Raw genomic sequence first — 17,307 nt, forward strand, 5'->3', positions numbered from 1 at the left:
GGGCACTTGGTCTCCCAAGTACCCGCTCTCACAACCGACTTCACAGTCGGGACGACAGGATTTGAACCTGCGACCCCTTGACCCCCAGTCAAGTGCGCTACCAAGCTGCGCCACGTCCCGTGGTCGTCTTCCCAGTCGCCCTTGCGGGCTCCTCGGCTTTCCGACCTCGTCCCCGATCTCTCGGCGACGTGGAAAACAATACAGCACGTCGGGGGGTGCTCGCTGCCAGGTTTCGGGGGTGTGGCGGGTGGGTGGGGCGGGGGGTGGTCAGGGGGTGGGGTGGCGGGCGTCGTAGTGGCGGAAGGCGGGGCGGCGGAGGGCGAGGTAGAGGACGACGGCGACGCAGGCGAGGCCGCCGGTGAGGATGGAGAGGGTGGGGGTGGTGAGGGAGGAGACGGTGCCGGATTCGAAGTCGCCGAGGCGGGGGCCGCCGGCGACGACGACGATGAAGACGCCCTGGAGGCGGCCGCGCATCTCGTCGGGGGCGGCGACCTGCATCATCGTGTTGCGGAAGATCATCGAGACGGTGTCGGCGCAGCCGGCCGCGGCGAGCAGGAGCAGGCCGAGCGGGAGGTTGCGGACGAGTCCGAAGGCGGCGATGGCCAGGCCCCAGGCGGCGACGGAGGTGAGGACGGCGACGCCGTGGCGGTGGATGCGGCCGATCCAGCCGGAGAAGAGGCCGCCGGCCAGGGCGCCGACGGCGGGGGCGGCGGCGAGCAGGCCGACGGTGCCGGCGTCGCCGCCGTAGAAGGGGAGGACGATGGCGGGGAAGAGGGCGCGCGGCAGGCCGAAGATCATCGCGGCGAGGTCGGCGGCGAAGGAGGTCCGCAGGTTGGGCTGGGTGCGCAGGAAGCGCAGGCCGTCGAGGACGGTGGCGCGCTTGCCGGTGGTGGTCTGCGGGCGCATCGCGGGCAGGCGCCACATCGCGTAGAGGGTGGCGGCGAAGGCGACGGTGTCGGCCAGGTACGCGCTCTGCACCCCGTACGCGGCGACGGCGACGCCGCCGAGGAGCGGGCCGACGGTCTGGCCGAGGTTCATGCCGATGGTGTTGAGGGCGTTGGCGGCGGGCAGCTGCTCGCGCGGGACGAGGCGCGGGATCATCGAGGAGCGGGCGGGCGAGCTGACCGCGAAGAATCCGCCCTGGAGCGCGACGGCGGCGTAGAGCAGGGCGATGGAGCGCAGGTCCAGCAGGGCCTGGGCGGCGAGGAGTGCGGAGACGGCGGCGAGGCCGCCGGAGCCGATCAGGCCGAGGCGGCGGCGGTCGACGCGGTCGGCGATGGCGCCGCCGTACAGGCCGAAGACGACCAGGGGCACCAGGGAGCAGATGCCGACCAGGCCGGTGAGGAAGGTGGAGCCGGTGAGGGAGTAGACCTGGATGCCGACCGCGAGGGTGGTCATCTGCTGGCCGATCGAGGAGACCGTCTGTCCGAACCAGAGCCGCCGGTAGTCGGGGCTGTGGCGCAGCGGGGTGAGGTCGGCGAAGGCGCCGCGGGTGAGGCGGCGCAGTCCGGTCCGGGCGGGGGCCGGTGGCGGGGACGGCCGGGAGGGGTCGGGCGGCGGGGTCGGTCGGGAGGGCGTTTCGGTGGGCACCCCGCCATGCTCGTTCAGTCGTTCGACGGGCTTGCGGGCGGGGTGCGGCTGGACATCCGCCGGAAACAGGCGGACGCCCCGGCTGCCGGGCGGTCAGCGCAGCAGGGTGCGGGTGAGGAGGGTGGCGAGCTGCCCGTCGAGGGGTTCGTGAGTGGCGAGGAGCCGGTACCAGAGCAGGCCGAAGGCGAGTTCGGTGGCGGTGGCGGGGGTGAGGTGGGGGGCGAGCGCGCCGGCGGTGTGGGCGCGGGCGAGCAGGGTGCCGAGGGCTTCGCGGCGGGGGCGCAGCAGGGTGTCGTGGAAGCGTTCGCCGAAGGCGGGGTCGATCTGGGCCTCGGCCATCAGGGCGCGCAGGGCGTCGGTGGTGGGCGGGGTGGCGGCGGCGAAGGTGGCGGCGAGGAAGGCGTGCAGGTCGGCGGCGTGGTCGCCGGTCTCGGGCAGCGGGATGTGCTGGCGGGCGTGCGCGGTGACGGCTTCGAGCAGGACGTCCGCCCGGCCGGGCCACCAGCGGTAGAGGGTCTGCTTGCCGGTGCCGGCCCGGGCGGCGATGCCTTCGACGGTGAGGCGGGCGTACCCGGCCTCGGCGAGCAGTTCGTAGGCGGCGGTGAGGATCGCGCGGCGGCTCTCCTCGCTGCGACGGCGGCCTGCCCGTACGGGAGTTGACGCTCGGTCGGACGGTTGCTGCGGCTCCTGGCGCGCTTGCTCGATCACGGCGGCCACGCTACCGTAATTCGAGACGAGACGTCGCGGTTCGAAATTACGGGCCGCGACCCGCACTGGGGAGGAACCACATGGGCGAGCGCACCGCACTGGTCGTCGGCGGCACTTCGGGCATCGGGCTGGAGACCGCCCGCCAACTGCGCGCCCGGGGCGCCGCGGTGCACGTGGCGGGCCGCAGCAAGGAGCGGCTGGAGGCGCTGGCGGTCAGCGACCCGGAGCTGATCGGGCACCGGGCGGACGGCGGCGACCGCGGGCAGATCGCCGAAGTCCTGTCCACCATAGGCACGTTGGACTGGCTGGTGGTCTCGCTCAGCGGCGCCGAGGGCGCGGGGCCGTTCGCCGAACTCGACCTGGACGCCCTGCGCGGCGCCTTCGAGGCCAAGTTCTGGGGGCAGTTGACCACCGTGCAGGCCGCGCTGCCGCACCTGTCCGAGGACGGGTCGATCACCCTGGTCACCGCGATCTCGGCCCGCACCGGCATGCCCGGCACCGCCGGACTGGCCGCGGTGAACGGGGCTCTGGAAGCGATGATCCGGCCGCTGGCACGGGAGTTGGCCCCGCGCCGGATCAACGCCGTCTCCCCCGGCCTGGTCGACACCCCGTGGTGGAACGGCCTGCCGCAGGACGCCCGGGACGCCTACTTCGCCCAGGCCGCCGCCCAGTTGCCGACCCGCCGGATCGCCTCCCCGGCGGACGTCGCCGAGGCGATCGTGCTGGCCGCGACCAACCGCAACCTCACCGGCACCGTCCTGGAGAGTGACGGCGGGCTCCACCTGGCCCCGCTCAACTGACGTACCGCGCCTGGAAATTCACCTGACTGTCGGTCCGTCCGACGCCCGCCGGTTCACCGCGCGGCCAGCGCCGTGGTCTGCGCGTGCCCGATCACGTGGCCGCTCATGCTGAACGCGGTGACGGCCGCGGGCGTGGCGGCCGGCAGTGCCAGGCTCGGGGTGTCCAGGGCGTAGACGGTGATCCGGTAGCGGTGCGGACGGTCGCCGACCGGCGGGCAGGGGCCCAAGTAGCCCTGCACGCCCGCGTCGTCGGCGCCCGTCACCGCCCCGGCCGGCGGCGTCGCGCCCAGCCCGGTGGCGGTGGCGGGGACGTCCCAGACCAGCCAGTGCCAGAACCCGGAGCCGGTCGGCGCGTCCGGGTCGAACATCGTGACGGCGAAGCTCCGGGTGCCGGCCGGGGCGCCGCTCCAGGCCAGCCGCAGCGGCTGGTTGCCGCCGTCGCAGCCGAAGGCGTTCGCCCAGTGCTCCTGCGGGAAACGGCCGTTGACGATGTCCGGGCTGGTGACGGTGAACCGCGCCGCCCCGACCGGGACCCCGGAACGGACCGACACCCGCCCGAACTCGACCTCCTTCTTCCCCACTTGGGCACTCGAATCGGCGGCCCCCAGCAGCGTCAGCACGGCAGCGGCGGACAGCGCGACCGCGGCGGTGCGGTAAGCGCTGCGGTAACGGCGCGAACGCCGGACGGAGACCTCTCCCCCGGCAGCGGGACCCTCGCCGCGGACAGCGGGGACCCCTCCACGGACAACAGCACGGGTGCGGAACGGACGTGACATGACGCGGGACTCCCCGTCGATCGTCGGAACTGGCTTCGGACGGACCAACCCTCCCCCGCCCCGCGCCAGTCGGGGAGGCCCGCCGGATGGTGGCACCCGGCGTACCAGCCTCGGCACTGGACGGCCCGCCCGGCCCGCGCCGATGATCGGGAGCATGACCGAGCGCGCCCCGTCCCCGCAGGCCGAACTGGCCGCCTTCCTCCGGGCCAAGCGCGCCCGCCTGCAGCCCGAGGACGTCGGCCTGCCGCGCGGGCCGCGCCGCCGCACCCCGGGGCTGCGCCGCCAGGAGGTCGCCCAACTCGCCGCCGTCAGCGTCGAGTGGTACGTCCGCCTCGAACAGGGCCGGGTCGGCACCCCGGGCAGCGCCGTCCTGGACGCCCTCGCCGAAGCCCTGCACCTCACCCCGGACGAGCACCGCCACCTGCACCTGATCGCCCGCCGGGAGACCCCCGTCCGGCCCGCGACGCGCCCGCCGCACGCCCTCGTCCGCGACTCGCTGCGCCAACTGCTGGACGGGATACCGCTGTTCCCGGCCTACCTGACCGACCACCGGCTCGACGTGCTGGCCCACAACCCGGCCGCCCGCGCCCTGTTCGGCCCCGGCTTCGGCACCGGAGCGACCGACAACACCGCCCGGATGCTCTTCCTCGACCCGGCCACCCGTACCACCCAGCTCGACTGGCCCCGGGTCGCCCGCGAGACCGTCGGCCACCTCCGCACCGCCGCCGCCCACCACCCCGACGACCCGCGCCTCACCGCCCTCCTCACCGAACTGCGCTCCCACAGCCCCGAGTTCACCCTCTGGTGGGACGACCACACCGTCCTCGACCGCGCCACCGGCACCAAACGCGTCCGCCACCCCGAAGCCGGCGACCTCCGCCTGCACTACGACATCCTCACCACCGGCCCCCACCGCCTCTTCACCCTCACCCCCGCCGACCCCGCCACCGACCGCGCCCTCCGCCACCTCGTCACCACCCACACCGCCGCCCTCACCGCCACGCACACCACCACCGTCCGCCCGATCACCGCCGCCTGAAGCCCCGGCAACCGCGCCCGGGCAGGACGGGCGACGGCGTCAGGGCAGGACGGACCGCGGTCGGGCTGTCACCTGCGGTGGTTCGGGGGAGGGCTGCGGATCGGGGTGGCCCCGTTACGATCGGACGCCGTTCCGGCCGGCCGGTCCGTGCGGCGCGACCGTTCGGGGAACAGGGGAATGGCAGTGGAGTTCGGCGAGTTGCTGCGGGACCTTCGGCTGGCCGCCGGGTGGACCCAGGAGGAGCTGTCCGACCGCTCCGGCGTCTCCGTCCACTCGATCAGCATGCTGGAGGCCGGCCGCCGTCGGCCCCGGCTGTCCTCGGTGGCCCGGCTGGCGGACGGGCTCGCCCTGCCGGCCGGCCGCCGCGAGCAGCTGCTCGCCGCGGCCACCCGCCCCGCCACCGACCGCCCCGCGCCCCCCGCTCCCCCGTCCGCCCCGGCACCCGCGTCCGCACCCGCACCCGCACCCGCGCCGGCGTCCGCGCTCCCGCCCCTGCCCGCGCCCGTGCCCGCGGTCCGAGGTCCGCGCCAACTCCCCTCCGACAGCCGCCTGTTCACCGGACGGACGGTGGAGGGCGAGTTCCTCGCCGGGGTGGCCCGGCTGGCTCCGGAGGGCACCGAGGCCGGCATGGTGGTGCTGTGCGTGATCACCGGCATGGGCGGGGTGGGCAAGACCGCGCTGGCGGTCCGCACCGCTCACCGGGTGGGTGAGCGCTTCCCGGACGGCCAGCTGTTCCTGGACCTGCGCAGCCACACCACCGGGCTGGAGCCGCTCAGCGCCGAGGACGCGCTGGAGACCCTGCTGCGCTCGCTCGACGTGCCGGCCGACCGGATCCCGAGCGGGCTGACCGACCGGGCCGCGCTCTACCGGGCCCGGCTGTCCGGCACCCGGACCCTGGTCCTGCTGGACAACGCGTCCAGCGCCGCCCAGGTCCGGCCGCTGCTCCCCGGCAGCACCGGCTGCCTGGTGCTGGTCACCAGCCGCAGCCCGCTGGTCGGGCTGGACGACGCCCACCTGCTGACCCTGGACGTGCTCCCCGAGGGCGACGCGCTGGACCTGCTGCGCCGAGCCGCCGGAGCCGGCCCCACGCCCACCACCGCCCCTGCCGGTCCCGCCGGTCCCGCCGCCCCCGCGGTCGGCGAGCTCGGCGACTTCGCCGAACTGGCCCGGCTGGGCGGCCGGTTGCCGCTGGCCCTGCGAATCCTCGGGGCACGCCTGCGGCACCGGCCCCGGCTGACCGCCGCCGCCCTGGTGGAGGAACTGCGCGAGGAGCGGCACCGGCTCGGCCGGCTGCGCGACGAGGACCGCGACCTGGCCGCCCTGTTCCGCGCCTCGTACCGGGACCTGCCGCCGGAGGAGCAGCGGCTGCTGCGCCTGCTGGGCGTGCTGCCCGGGGAGGACCTGGAGGTCTGCGCGGCGGCGCACCTGCTCGGCGCCGACCGCCGCGGTGCGGAACGGCTGCTGGAGTCGCTGCTCGGCCACCACCTGCTCGCCCAGCCGACCCCGGACCGCTACCGGATGCACGACCTGGTCCGGTCCTGGTCGCGGGCGCTGGCCGAGGAGGAGCCGCCGGCCCGCCGGGAGATCGCCGGCCGCCGGCTGCTGGACCACTACCAGGACACCGCCGAGCGGGCCGGCCACCGGCTGGCCCGTTACCGCGGCCACCGGCCTGCGCCGACCGGCCCGGCGCCCCGGCCCGCCCCCGACGTGGACTCCCCCGAGCGGGCCCGGGACTGGCTGCGCGCCGAACGGAACAACCTGCTGGCCGCCATGGCCCGCAGCGGCGACCCGCTGCGCCGCAGCGTCATCACCGCGGCGCTCGCCCCGATCCTGGAGCTGGACGGTCCGCGGTCCGAGGAGGCCGCGCTGCACCTGGCCGCCGCCGAGGCGGCCGCCGCCCAGGGCCGGTCGCTCGACCGGGCGGAGGCGCTGTGGCGCGCCGGTCGCGCCCACCGGCTGGCCGGCCGGTTCGAGGAGTCCGCCGAACTGTTGGACCGCGCCGAGCAGTTGTACCGCGAACTGGGTGACGCACACGGCCGGACCCACTCGGCCTGGGAGCGCGGCCGACTCGCCTACCAGAGCGGCGACCTGGCCCGCGCGGTCGAGCTGTACGGCCGGGCGCTGGCCGGCTACCGGGAGCTCGGCGACCCGCAGGGCGAGGCGCACACGCTCTGGGACCTCGGCCGGGCCCGCCGGATGCTCGGCGAGACCGACATCGCGGAGGAACTGCTGGCCGCCGCGCTGGACGCCTACCGCTCGCTCGGCGACCGGGCCGGAGAGGCGCTCGCGCTGAGCGACCTGGCCCACCTCCGGTACTGCCGCGGGCGGGCCGCCGACAGCGGCGACCTGCTGGAGCGGGCGCTGGCGATCGCCCGGGAGCTCGGCGACCGGCAAAGCGAGGCCAACGCGGCGTGGCTGCTGGGCCGGATCCGGCTGCTCCAGGGCGCCCACCCGCAGGCCCGGGACCTGCTCGACCTGGCGCTCGCCCGCTGCCGGGAGCTCGGCATCCGGCAGGGCGAGGCCAGCACCCTCAGTGCGCTGGGCGAACTGCACCTGGCGACCGGGCGGACCGCCGCCGCGGTCGAGCTCCAGCGGGAGGCCGCCGCGGTCTTCCGAACCACGGGCAACCCGCACGGCGAGGCCAACGCGCTGCACGGCTTGGCGCTGGCGCTGCGCGCGGCCGACGACCGGACCTCCGCCACCGGCCTGCTGCACGGGGCACTGGAGACCTTCGAGGCCGACGGGGACCTGCAGGCCCAGGCCGAGGTGCTCAACAGCCTCGGCCTGCTCGCCGCCGACCTCGGCGACCTGCCCGCGGCCCTCGACCGGCACCACCGCGCGCTCGAACTCGCCCGCCGCAGCGACAGCCCGCTCGACGAGGCCCGCGCCCTGCTCGGCATCGGGCACTGCCTGCCCCCGGCGGAGCGGCCCGCCGCGCTGGACGCCGTCCGCCGGGGCCTCACGCTCCTCGAAGCGGCCGGCGCCGCCGAGGCCGCCGACGCCCGGACCCGGCTGGCGCTGCTGACGGCGGCTCACCCGCAGGCAGCGGCGCAGCCGTAGCCCCCGGCCGGGCCGTCACGCCAAGCGGGCACGCAGCAGCAGACGCAGGCACAGCCGCAGCCCCCGACCGGGCCGTAACGCCAAGCGAGCGCAGGGTGGACGCCATGGAGCGGGCCGGCCGGGCGGCAGAGGATGAACACGGAGCGCAGGGGCCTCCCCAACGGGCCCCGGAAGCTCCGGCAATCCGTCCGTCAACCGAAAGGCACCAGCAACGATGCGCACGATCCACAAGGCCGCCGCAGCGACTGCGGTCGGCGCGGCGCTGCTCCTCGGCTTCACCGGCACGGCCGCAGCGGCCGACGGCCCCGCCAACCTGGGCGGCCAGGGCTGCCCGGCGGTGGCCTCCAACTCGGACTACTACGGGACGTACGTCCAGCACCTGAACTACACGTACGTCACCGGCAACGGCTTCCGGGACGGCGTCTACCGCGTCGACTACTACAACCGCCAGAACGCGTACCAGGGTTCCTGGACGGTCGAGTACCGCTGCTAGTCGGCCCCGCGCCGGGCAGTCCCCGGGACCGCCGCCGTCCGCGCACGGGGGACCGCCGACCACCGGTCGGCGGAGGCGCGGACGGCGGTGTCCGGTGCACCAGGTCCTCCGCCGCAGGTCCCGTGCCGTCAACGCCCTTATCCCGCATCCAGATTGGCCTTGTCTGCACAACTTGCGACCGAACCGCGCCGACTTGTCCGGACAACTCGAGGCGTTCGTCCGGCGTACGCCGGTCGGCCACGGGCAGGACGACGGGTGGTACCCCGCGGGCGGTGTCCTGGGGGGCGCCCTCCGTCCGCCCCTCACCCCGTAGAGGTCGTGCCCCATGGCTGCCGAACCGAACGAGCCGAACAAGCCGAACGAACCGAACCGGCGTCGCTTCCTCCAACTGGCCGGTGCGGGCCTGGCGTTCTCCGCGCTGGCGCCCAGCATCGCGCGGGCCGCCTCGATCGCCCCGCAGGGCGGCACGGGCACCATCCAGGACGTGCAGCACATCGTGGTGCTGATGCAGGAGAACCGGTCGTTCGACCACTACTTCGGCTCGTTGAAGGGCGTGCGCGGCTTCGGTGACCCGCGGCCGGTGACGCTGCCGAGCGGGAAGCCGGTCTGGTACCAGGCGAACAGCGCGAAGAAGGAGATCCTGCCGTTCCGGCCGCAGGTGAACGACCTCGGGATGCAGTTCGTCCAGGACCTCAACCACGACTGGGCGGGCGGCCACCAGGCGTTCAACAACGGCAAGTACGACCAGTGGGTGCCCGCGAAGACGGCCACCACGATGGCGTACCTGACCCGGCAGGACATCCCGTTCCACTACGCGCTGGCCGACGCGTTCACGCTGTGCGACGCGTACCACTGCTCGTTCCTCGGCTCCACCGACCCGAACCGCTACTACCTGTGGACGGGCCACACCGGCAACGACGCGACCGGCGGCGGGCCGGTGCTGGGCAACCAGGAGGCGGGCTACTCCTGGACGACCTACCCGGAGCGGCTGGAGGCGGCCGGCGTGTCCTGGCGGATCTACCAGGACGTGGGCGACGGCCTGAACGCGGCCGGCTCCTGGGGCTGGATCAGCGACGCCCACCGCGGCAACTACGGCGACAACTCGCTGCTCTACTTCAACAACTACCGCAACGCACAGCCGGGTTCGGCACTGTACGAGAAGGCCCGCACCGGGACGAACGCCAAGGCCGGCGACGGCCTGTTCGACCAGCTGCGCCGGGACGTCGCGGCCGGCACGCTGCCGCAGGTGTCCTGGATCGTCGCCCCCGAGGCGTACACCGAGCACCCCAACTGGCCCGCCAACTACGGCGCCTGGTACATCTCGCAGGTGCTGGACGCGCTGACCGCGAACCCGGACGTGTGGGCCCGCACCGCGCTGTTCGTCACCTACGACGAGAACGACGGCTTCTTCGACCACGTGGTGCCGCCGTTCCCGCCCGCCTCCGCCAACCAGGGCCTGTCCACGGTCGCCACCGGCGCCGATTACTTCGCGGGCAGCGCGAGTTACGCGGCCGGACCGTACGGCCTGGGGCAGCGGGTGCCGATGCTGGTGGTCTCGCCGTGGAGCACCGGCGGCTACACCTGCTCGGAGACCTTCGACCACACCTCGATCATCCGCTTCATCGAGCAGCGCTTCGGCGTCGCCGAACCGCACATCTCGCCCTGGCGGCGCGCCATCTGCGGCGACCTCACCTCCGCCTTCGACTTCACCGCGAGCAACCCCGCCCCGGCCGCGCTGCCGTCCACCGCCGCGTACCTGCCCGCCGACCACAACCGGCACCCCGACTACGTCCCGACCCCGCCCGCCACCGGCGCCGTACCGCGGCAGGAGCCCGGCGCCAAGCCCACCCGTCCGCTCAAGTACGCGCCGTACGTGGACGGTTCGGCCGACGTCTCGACCGGCAAGTACGCCCTCGCGTTCAGCGGCGGGCCGGCCGCGGGCGCCCAGTTCCTGGTCACCTCGGCGAACCGCACCGACGGGCCCTGGACGTACACCGCCGAGGCCGGCAAGTCCGTCTCCGACGCCTGGAACACCACCTACTCCAAGGGCGTCACCGACCTCACGGTGTTCGGCCCGAACGGCTTCCTGCGCCGCTTCCGCAACCCCGGCAAGACCGCCGGCCCCGAGGTCACCGCCCGCCACGACGCCGCCACCGGCAACCTCGCCCTGACCTTCACCAACCCGGCCGGCGCCGACGCCGTCCTCACCGTGGCCAACGCCTACGCCGGCGCCCCGCAGGCCGTCACCGTCCGCCGCGGCACCACCGTCACCCTCACCGTCGACCTCTCCGCCTGCCGCCACTGGTACGACCTCACCGTCACCTCCGACCGGAGCGCCGACTTCGTCCGCCGCCTCGCCGGCCACGTCGAGACCGGCGCCCCCTCCCTCTCCGACCCGGGCCTGCTCACCTCCTGACCGCCCACCGGCGCCGGCCGGCCCCGGGGTCCGGATCGGAGGGTGTCCGAACCCTGGGGCGGCCCGTCCGGCGACGGGACCGGTCGCGGCCCGCGACCTTTGACACCGGGCGCCCCAGTGGTCTAGACCTACCCTGGCAACGGGCCGGTCGGCGCGGAGCGGACGGGCGGGGGGAGCGGAGGAACGCGATGTGCAGGGTGGGCCGGGCCGGGGTCGGACGCCGGGCTCCGGGTGGGTGGTGAGGTGACCGCCGCGCTCGAGGCGACCGGGCGCCGGGCCCGGGTGGAGGAGTTGCTGGGCGCGGACGCCGTCCGGGCGCGGCTGGCCGGGCTCGGCGCGGGCGCGGCCTCCCAGGTGCTGGTGCTCGCCCCGGAGGACGGGGAGCCGGGCCCGGCCGAACCGGCTGCACCGGCCGAACCGGGCGACCCCGACGGCCTGCCGGTCGAGGAACTCCTGCTCCGCGGCGTCGAGTTGCGGGTGCTGCTCGTCGACACGGCGCGCCGCCGCCCGGCCGCTCTGGAGTACGCGCGCCGGCTGACCGAACTCGGCGGGCAGGTCCGCACCGTCCCCGCGCTGCCGCTGCGGATGGTCGTGCTGGACCGGGAGACCGCCGTCCTGCCGCTCGACCCGGCGCGGACCGACACCGCCACCGTGCTGCACGGCCGCGGTCCGGTCGCCGCGCTGTGCGCGCTGTTCGAGGGGCTGTGGCACGGCGCCGCACCGCTGCGCCACCCCCGGGGACGCGACCGCAACGGCATGGCGGCGCAGCACTACGCGCTGCTGCGGATCCTCCAGCAGGGCGACACCGACGTGGTCGCCGCCCGGAAGCTGGGCATCTCCGAACGGACCGTCCGGCGGCTGACCGCCGAGGCCCTGGAGGTGCTCGGCGCCCGCAGCCGCTTCCAGGCCGGGGCCCGCGCCGCCGAACGCGGCTGGCTGCGCTGACGGCGGCCCGAGGGGCGACGGCACCGGGCCCCGTCCTGCCGGGAAAGGCGGGACGGGGCCCGGCTGCTGCTACTGCTGCATCCGCGGTGCCGGCGCGTACCCGGCGGGCCGGGTGGTGAACGTCCCCCGGCCCTGGGTGCGGCCGCGCAACGTGCCCGCGTAGCCGAAGAGTTCGGCCAGCGGGACGGTCGCCGTCAGCACCGCGCTGCCGCCGCGCGGCTCGGAGCCGTGCACCCGGCCGCGGCGGGCGGACAGGTCGCCGAGGACGCCGCCGACACCGTCCGGCGGCACCGTCGCGGTGAGTTCCACGACGGGCTCCAGCAGCAGCGGGCCGCCGCGCCGCAGCGCCTCGCGCAGGGCGAGCCGTCCGGCGGTGCGGAACGCCAGGTCGGAGGAGTCCTTGACGTGGGTCGCCCCGTCGGTGAGGGTGACCCGGACCCCGGTGACCGGGTGGCCGAGCGGGCCGTCCGCGAGGGCGTCCCGGCAGCCCGCCTCGACGGCCTGCACGAACTCCTGCGGGACCCGCCCGCCGGTGACGGTGGAGCGGAACTCGAAGCCGTCCGTGCCGGGTTCGCCGAGCGGGGCGACGTCGACCACGACGTGCGCGAACTGCCCGGAGCCGCCGTCCTGCTTGACGTGCCGCAGGACCAGGCCGGTGACCGCCGCGGAGACGGTCTCCCGGTAGGCGACCTCCGGCCGTCCGACGGTGACCTCCAGCCCGGCGCGGCGCAGTTTCTCCACCGCGACCTCCAGGTGCAGTTCGCCCATCCCGGACAGCGTGCGCTGCCCGCTCTCCGGGTCGCTGCCGACCACCAGCGACGGGTCCTCCTCGTTGATCCGGGCCAGGGCGGCGGCCAGCCGGTCGGTGTCCACCGAGCGGCGGGCCTCGACCGCGACGGTCACCACCGGGTCGGCGGCGACGGCCGGTTCGAGCACCAGCGGGGCGCGCGGGTCGCACAGCGTGGTGCCGACCTTGGCGCCCTTCGCGCCGACCACGGCGACGATGTCGCCGGCCACCGCGGTGCCGGTCTCGGTGTGCCGGTCGGCCTGCACCCGCAGGATCCGGCCGATCCGCTCGGTGCGGCCGGTGCGGGCGTCGAGCACGGTGTCCCCCTTCCGCAGCGTGCCGGAGTAGACGCGCAGGCTGCCGAGCCGCCCGGTGGCGGTCGCGGCGACCTTGAACACCAGGGCGGAGAACGGCTGTTCGGGATCGGCGGTGCGTTCCTGCGGCGCGCCGTCGAACTCCCCGCGCACCGGCGGGACGTCCAGCGGCGACGGCAGGTACGCGGCCACCGCGTCGAGCAGCGGTTCGACGCCGCGGTTGCGGTACGCCGAGCCGCACAGCACCACCACCGCCTGCCCGCTGCCGGTGAGTTGGCGCAGCGCACCGGTGAGGGCGGCGGCGGTGAGGCTGCCGGTGGCGCAGTACTCCTCGAGCGCGGCGGGGTGCAGTTCGGCCACCGCCTCCGCCAGGGCCTGCCGCCGCCGGGCCGCCTCGGCCGCCAACTCCTCGGGTACGTCGCCGACTTGGCAGTCGGCGCCGGGCTCGGCACCGTCCGGCCAGGTCAGCGCGCGCATCCCGACCAGGTCGACCACGCCGGTGAAGCCGCCCTCCCGGCCGATCGGCAGCTGCACGGCCAGCGGCGCCGGGTGCAGCTTCTCCCGGATCGAGGCGACCGCGGCGTCCAGGTCGGCGCCGGGCCGGTCCATCTTGTTGACGAACGCGATCCGCGGCACGCCGTGCCGGTCCGCCTGCCGCCACACCGACTCGCTCTGCGGCTCGACGCCCGAGACGGCGTCGAACACCGCCACCGCGCCGTCCAGCACCCGCAGCGAGCGCTCCACCTCGTCCGCGAAGTCGACGTGGCCGGGCGTGTCGATCAGGTTGAGCCGGTGGCCGCCCCACTCGCAGCTGACGGCCGCGGCGAAGATGGTGATGCCGCGGTCGCGCTCCTGCGGGTCGAAGTCGGTGACGGTGGTGCCGTCGTGGACCTCGCCGCGCTTGTGGACCGCTCCGGTCAGGAACAGGATCCGCTCGGTGACGGTGGTCTTCCCGGCGTCGACGTGGGCGAGGATGCCCAGGTTGCGGACCGCGGCGACAGCGGCGGAGGTGGAGGCGGAAACGGCGGCGACAGCGGTGGTGGTGACGAGGTCGGTACGCATGGCGGCCCGTGGCCCTTCGGGGTTCGTTCCTGGAATCGGCAGCGCGATTCACGGCACCACGAGGCACACCCGCCGGCCCGCACGCACCCGTACACGCCCGCGCAGCACCCGCCGCATCGAACGGGCAGGCAGAACAGGCAGGCAGAACGGGGGTCAACGAGCAGGAAAGGACGGGGAGTTCGCGGTTCCTACCGGCACCGGCCGCGCAGCGGGCACCGGCCCGCCCGGGACACCAGGATCACCTCGAACCGCGACGGGGGAACGACGACGGTGGCAGTACGCACGACCGGTCCCTCCCTCTCCACTCACGTCACGGTGCGCCCGACGGCCTCTCCGGGCCCGGGCGTCGTCCAGCGAGCAGAGTCTAGGAGCGCCACCCGCCGGCCGTCACCACATTTTGCGGTTCCTTCAACCAGCGCGCGGGGGAAGGGGATTGGACGCCCGGCGATTCACTCCCCCGGCAGCGCGGCGAGCGCCCGCCCGGCGGCCAGGGTGCGGACGTGTTCCGGACCGTACCGCTCGCGCCAGGCGGCGGCGTTGGCGGCGAGGACGTCCCGGGCCTCGCCGGTGCGGCCGAGCGCGGCCAGGATGCGGCCGTGCAGGGTGTCGAGGACGAGCGCGGTGTGGTCGGGCGCGGCGAGTCCGGCCCGGTAGTGGGCGAGGAACGGCTCGACGGCCCTCAGGGCCTCCTCGGGACGGCCGAGTCCGAGGTGGGCGGCAGCCAGGTCGTAGTGCAACAGCGTGGCGCCACCGGCCACCCCGCCCACGGCCCCCGCAACGCCCGCCGCCGCGCCCGCCGCGCCGGCTGCCGAGCCCGCCCCGTCCGCCCCGGCGGCGAGCTGTTCGAGGGCCACTTCCAGCGCCTCCTGGTAGCGCTGCTGCGCGGTCAGGGCCTCCGCGAGGGCGTGCGCGAGCTTGGGGAGGGGCTTGCTCTCCGGCCCCTGGGCCCGTCGCCATTCGGCGGCCGCCTCCCGGGCGACGGCCTCGCCCTCGGCGGCCCGACCCTGTTGCACGAGCGTGCGGGCGAGGACGGCCCCGGCGGTCCACCGGCCGACTGCCGCCGGGTTGTCGGCGGCGGCCTTGAGCACGGCGCGCGCCGCCCGTTCGGCCTGGGCGTGGTGCCCGAGGTGGAGCAGGGCCCGGGCCATCTTGCTGCGCAGCCGCAGGACGCCGGTGTCGGACCGCCCCGCACCCGTCTCCGCCCGCGTCCCCGCTTCCGCCTCCCGGTGCGCGGCGGTGTCGGCGTAGAGCCGGACGGCCTCCGCCTCGCGGCCGGCGGCGTAGTAGGCGTCCGCCAGGTCCTCGGCGACGCAGCTCCCTCCGAGGTCGCAACCCGACCGCCTTGCCAGTTCCCGGTGTTCTTCCAGGACCGCAACCGCTTCGGCGTTCCGCCCGGCACGCAGCAGGACGGTGCCGCAGACGCCCAGCGCGTCGAACCGGAGGTCCTGGCGGCGCTGGTCGGGGTGCGGGGCGGCGGCGTCCACGACCGCCCGGAGCGCCTGTTCGGCCTCCGTCCAGCGGCGCAGCAGCATCAGGGTGCGGCCGTGCTCGAACCCGGCGAGCAGGGTGCGCGGGTCGTCCGGGCCGAGTCGTTCGGTGCCGAGCCGGACGGCTCCGGCCAGGGTGGTGGCGGCGGCGTCCCAGGAGCGGGCGCGGCGCCGGGCCCGGCTCTCGGCGACGAGCCGCTCGATCTCCTGCCCGGCCCGGTGCCGCGCCTCGCCGGCCGCGACGGCCGCCTTGCTCTCGGCCTGCCGGGCCCTGCGTCCGGCCAGGAATCCCATCTCCGCCCCCGTCTGTGCTCGGTCCGGGGGCAGATCGTAGCGTCCGGTCGCCGGGGCCCCGCCGGCAGTACCCCGGCGACCGGACGGCTCCACGACGGCTACTGCGGCAGCGCCCCGTCCCGGATCACCCGGGCGTACCAGTGCGCGCTGTCCTTGGGCGTGCGGCGCTGGCTGGCGAAGTCGACGTGGACGATGCCGAAGCGCTTGCTGTAGCCGTACGCCCATTCGTAGTTGTCGAGCAGCGACCACAGGAAGTAGCCGCGGACGGGGGCGCCGTCGACGATGGCGCGGTGGACGGCGGCGAGGTGGGTGTGCAGGTAGTCGATCCGCTCGGGGTCGTGGACGGCGCCGCTGGGGTCGGTGTAGTCCTCGTAGGCGGCGCCGTTCTCGGTGACCAGCAGCGGGACGCCGGGGAGGTCGTCGCGCAGCCGGGTGAGGAGTTCGTACAGGCCGTCGGCGTCGACCGGCCAGCCCATGGCGGTGCGGGTGCCGGGGGCGGGCAGGAAGCGGATGCCCTGGTCGGCGGGCCAGGGGCTGCCGCCCTGGTGGCCGTCGCCGCGCGGGGCGTCCGCGTCGGCCTTCGGCTCCTGCTCGGCCGCGACGACGGTGGGCGTGTAGTAGTTGATGCCCAACGAGTCGATGGGGCGGGAGATTTCGGCGAGGTCGCCGTCCCGGACGAAGGCCCAGTCGGTGACGTGCGCGGTGTCGGCGAGGACGTCCTCGGGGTAGCTGCCGCGGAACACCGGGTCGAGGAAGATCCGGTTGCCGAGGCCGTCGATCCGGCGGGCGGCGTCGAGGTCGGCGGGGTCGGTGGAGAGCGGGCGGACGGCGGCCAGGTTGAGGGTGAGCGAGACCTGGGCGGTGTCGGGGAGTTCGGCGCGCAGCGCGGCGGTGCCGAGGCCGTGGGCGAGCAGCAGGTGGTGGTGGGCGGTGAGGGCGGCGGCGTGGTCGGTGCGGCCGGGGGCGTGGACGCCGTTGCCGTAGCCGAGGAAGGCGCTGCACCAGGGCTCGTTGAGGGTGGTCCAGGTGGGGATGCGGTCGCCGAGCCGGCGGGCGGCGAGGTGCGCGTACTCGGCGAAGCGGTACGCGGTGTCGCGGTCGGTCCAGCCGCCTCCGTCCTCCAGTTCCTGGGGCAGGTCCCAGTGGTAGAGGGTGGCGACGGGGGTGATGCCGGCGCCGAGGAGTTCGTCGACCAGGCGGTCGTAGAAGTCGAGTCCGGCCTCGTTGGCGGGGCCGCGGCCGCCGGGCTGGACGCGCGGCCAAGCGAGCGAGAACCGGTAGGCGCCCAGGCCGAGTTCGGACATCAGGGCGACGTCCTCGCGGTAGCGGTGGTAGTGGTCGGCGGCGATGTCGCCGGTGTCGCCGTTGCGGACGGCGCCGGGGCGGCGGGCGAAGGTGTCCCAGATGGACGGGGTGCGGCCGTCCTGGGCGGCGGCGCCCTCGATCTGGTAGGCGGCGGTGGCCGCGCCCCAGACGAATCCGGCCGGGAAGCGGGCGGGGGCGGCGGCAGCGGTGGCAGTGGTCATGGGGAGAGTG

The 17,307-nt window shown here is 75.5% G+C and carries 12 protein-coding genes and 1 tRNA gene; 6 read left to right on the plus strand and 7 right to left on the minus strand.

The genetic code is table 11. The annotated features are described in order from the left end of the window. Nucleotides 1–46 precede the first annotated feature (46 nt). The 3 genes from EDD39_RS31670 to EDD39_RS31680 form a co-directional block, all read right to left on the minus strand. Nucleotides 47–120: transfer RNA gene (locus tag EDD39_RS31670), tRNA-Pro, on the minus strand. 147 nt (nucleotides 121–267) lie between these two features. Then, the gene (locus EDD39_RS31675; RefSeq protein ID WP_123562630.1) at nucleotides 268–1,590 is read right to left on the minus strand and encodes an MFS transporter; all 1,323 of its coding nucleotides are present in this window, start codon (nucleotides 1,588–1,590) and stop codon (nucleotides 268–270) included. Nucleotides 1,591–1,683: 93 nt separating this feature from the next. After that, nucleotides 1,684–2,298 carry a TetR/AcrR family transcriptional regulator gene (locus EDD39_RS31680; RefSeq protein ID WP_123563456.1) on the minus strand — a complete coding sequence of 205 codons (615 nt, stop codon included), beginning with the start codon at nucleotides 2,296–2,298 and terminating at the stop codon, nucleotides 1,684–1,686. 80 nt (nucleotides 2,299–2,378) lie between these two features. Here EDD39_RS31680 and EDD39_RS31685 point away from each other — a divergent pair, with 80 nt between their 5' ends. Beyond that, on the plus strand, nucleotides 2,379–3,098 hold the full coding sequence (locus EDD39_RS31685; RefSeq protein ID WP_123562632.1) for an SDR family oxidoreductase: 720 nt from the start codon (nucleotides 2,379–2,381) through the stop codon (nucleotides 3,096–3,098). Nucleotides 3,099–3,151: 53 nt separating this feature from the next. Here the strand turns inward: EDD39_RS31685 and EDD39_RS31690 are convergent, their stop codons facing one another. Then, nucleotides 3,152–3,679 (minus strand): YbhB/YbcL family Raf kinase inhibitor-like protein, encoded by a 528-nt coding sequence (locus tag EDD39_RS31690; RefSeq protein WP_123562634.1) that lies wholly within the window; start codon nucleotides 3,677–3,679, stop codon nucleotides 3,152–3,154. Between the two features lie 349 nt (nucleotides 3,680–4,028). Between EDD39_RS31690 and EDD39_RS31695 the strand changes: the two genes are divergently transcribed. The 5 genes from EDD39_RS31695 to EDD39_RS31715 all read left to right on the plus strand — a co-directional run bounded on the left by EDD39_RS31695 (nucleotide 4,029) and on the right by EDD39_RS31715 (nucleotide 11,827). After that, a complete protein-coding gene (locus tag EDD39_RS31695; protein WP_162870279.1) occupies nucleotides 4,029–4,913 on the plus strand; it encodes a helix-turn-helix domain-containing protein in 885 nt (294 codons plus the stop codon). Nucleotides 4,914–5,090: 177 nt separating this feature from the next. Further along, nucleotides 5,091–7,973 carry an ATP-binding protein gene (locus EDD39_RS31700; protein ID WP_123562638.1) on the plus strand — a complete coding sequence of 961 codons (2,883 nt, stop codon included), beginning with the start codon at nucleotides 5,091–5,093 and terminating at the stop codon, nucleotides 7,971–7,973. 214 nt (nucleotides 7,974–8,187) lie between these two features. Further along, nucleotides 8,188–8,466, plus strand: a complete 279-nt coding sequence (locus tag EDD39_RS31705; protein WP_030463125.1) for a hypothetical protein — start codon at nucleotides 8,188–8,190, stop codon at nucleotides 8,464–8,466. 325 nt (nucleotides 8,467–8,791) lie between these two features. After that, a complete protein-coding gene (locus tag EDD39_RS31710; protein ID WP_123562640.1) occupies nucleotides 8,792–10,882 on the plus strand; it encodes a phosphocholine-specific phospholipase C in 2,091 nt (696 codons plus the stop codon). 243 nt (nucleotides 10,883–11,125) lie between these two features. Then, complete coding sequence (locus EDD39_RS31715) at nucleotides 11,126–11,827, plus strand: helix-turn-helix domain-containing protein (RefSeq protein WP_123562642.1); 702 nt, start codon at nucleotides 11,126–11,128, stop codon at nucleotides 11,825–11,827. A 69-nt stretch (nucleotides 11,828–11,896) separates the two neighbouring features. Here EDD39_RS31715 and fusA read toward each other — a convergent pair whose 3' ends face one another. From fusA to EDD39_RS31730, 3 genes are all read right to left on the minus strand, one after another. Beyond that, nucleotides 11,897–13,990 carry an elongation factor G gene (gene fusA / locus EDD39_RS31720; RefSeq protein ID WP_123562644.1) on the minus strand — a complete coding sequence of 698 codons (2,094 nt, stop codon included), beginning with the start codon at nucleotides 13,988–13,990 and terminating at the stop codon, nucleotides 11,897–11,899. Nucleotides 13,991–14,439: 449 nt separating this feature from the next. Next, nucleotides 14,440–15,771, minus strand: coding sequence for a tetratricopeptide repeat protein (locus EDD39_RS31725; RefSeq protein ID WP_123562646.1), 1,332 nt, complete (start codon nucleotides 15,769–15,771; stop codon nucleotides 14,440–14,442). A 98-nt stretch (nucleotides 15,772–15,869) separates the two neighbouring features. Further along, nucleotides 15,870–17,297 carry a GH1 family beta-glucosidase gene (locus tag EDD39_RS31730; protein ID WP_123563457.1) on the minus strand — a complete coding sequence of 476 codons (1,428 nt, stop codon included), beginning with the start codon at nucleotides 17,295–17,297 and terminating at the stop codon, nucleotides 15,870–15,872. Between the last annotated feature and the right edge of the window lie 10 nt (nucleotides 17,298–17,307).

It is taken from the genome of Kitasatospora cineracea, assembly GCF_003751605.1.
In the GTDB taxonomy this organism is placed as follows: Bacteria; Actinomycetota; Actinomycetes; order Streptomycetales; family Streptomycetaceae; genus Kitasatospora; species Kitasatospora cineracea.

Bases quoted from the DNA above. Each gene is read 5' to 3' on its own strand.
- EDD39_RS31685 (WP_123562632.1), top strand. From the start codon at position 2,379: ATGGGCGAGCGCACCGCACTGGTCGTCGGCGGCACTTCGGGCATCGGG.
- EDD39_RS31695 (WP_162870279.1), top strand. From the start codon at position 4,029: ATGACCGAGCGCGCCCCGTCCCCGCAGGCCGAACTGGCCGCCTTCCTC.
- EDD39_RS31700 (WP_123562638.1), top strand. From the start codon at position 5,091: ATGGCAGTGGAGTTCGGCGAGTTGCTGCGGGACCTTCGGCTGGCCGCC.
- EDD39_RS31705 (WP_030463125.1), top strand. From the start codon at position 8,188: ATGCGCACGATCCACAAGGCCGCCGCAGCGACTGCGGTCGGCGCGGCG.
- EDD39_RS31710 (WP_123562640.1), top strand. From the start codon at position 8,792: ATGGCTGCCGAACCGAACGAGCCGAACAAGCCGAACGAACCGAACCGG.
- fusA (WP_123562644.1), bottom strand. From the start codon at position 13,990: ATGCGTACCGACCTCGTCACCACCACCGCTGTCGCCGCCGTTTCCGCC.
- EDD39_RS31725 (WP_123562646.1), bottom strand. From the start codon at position 15,771: ATGGGATTCCTGGCCGGACGCAGGGCCCGGCAGGCCGAGAGCAAGGCG.
- EDD39_RS31730 (WP_123563457.1), bottom strand. From the start codon at position 17,297: ATGACCACTGCCACCGCTGCCGCCGCCCCCGCCCGCTTCCCGGCCGGA.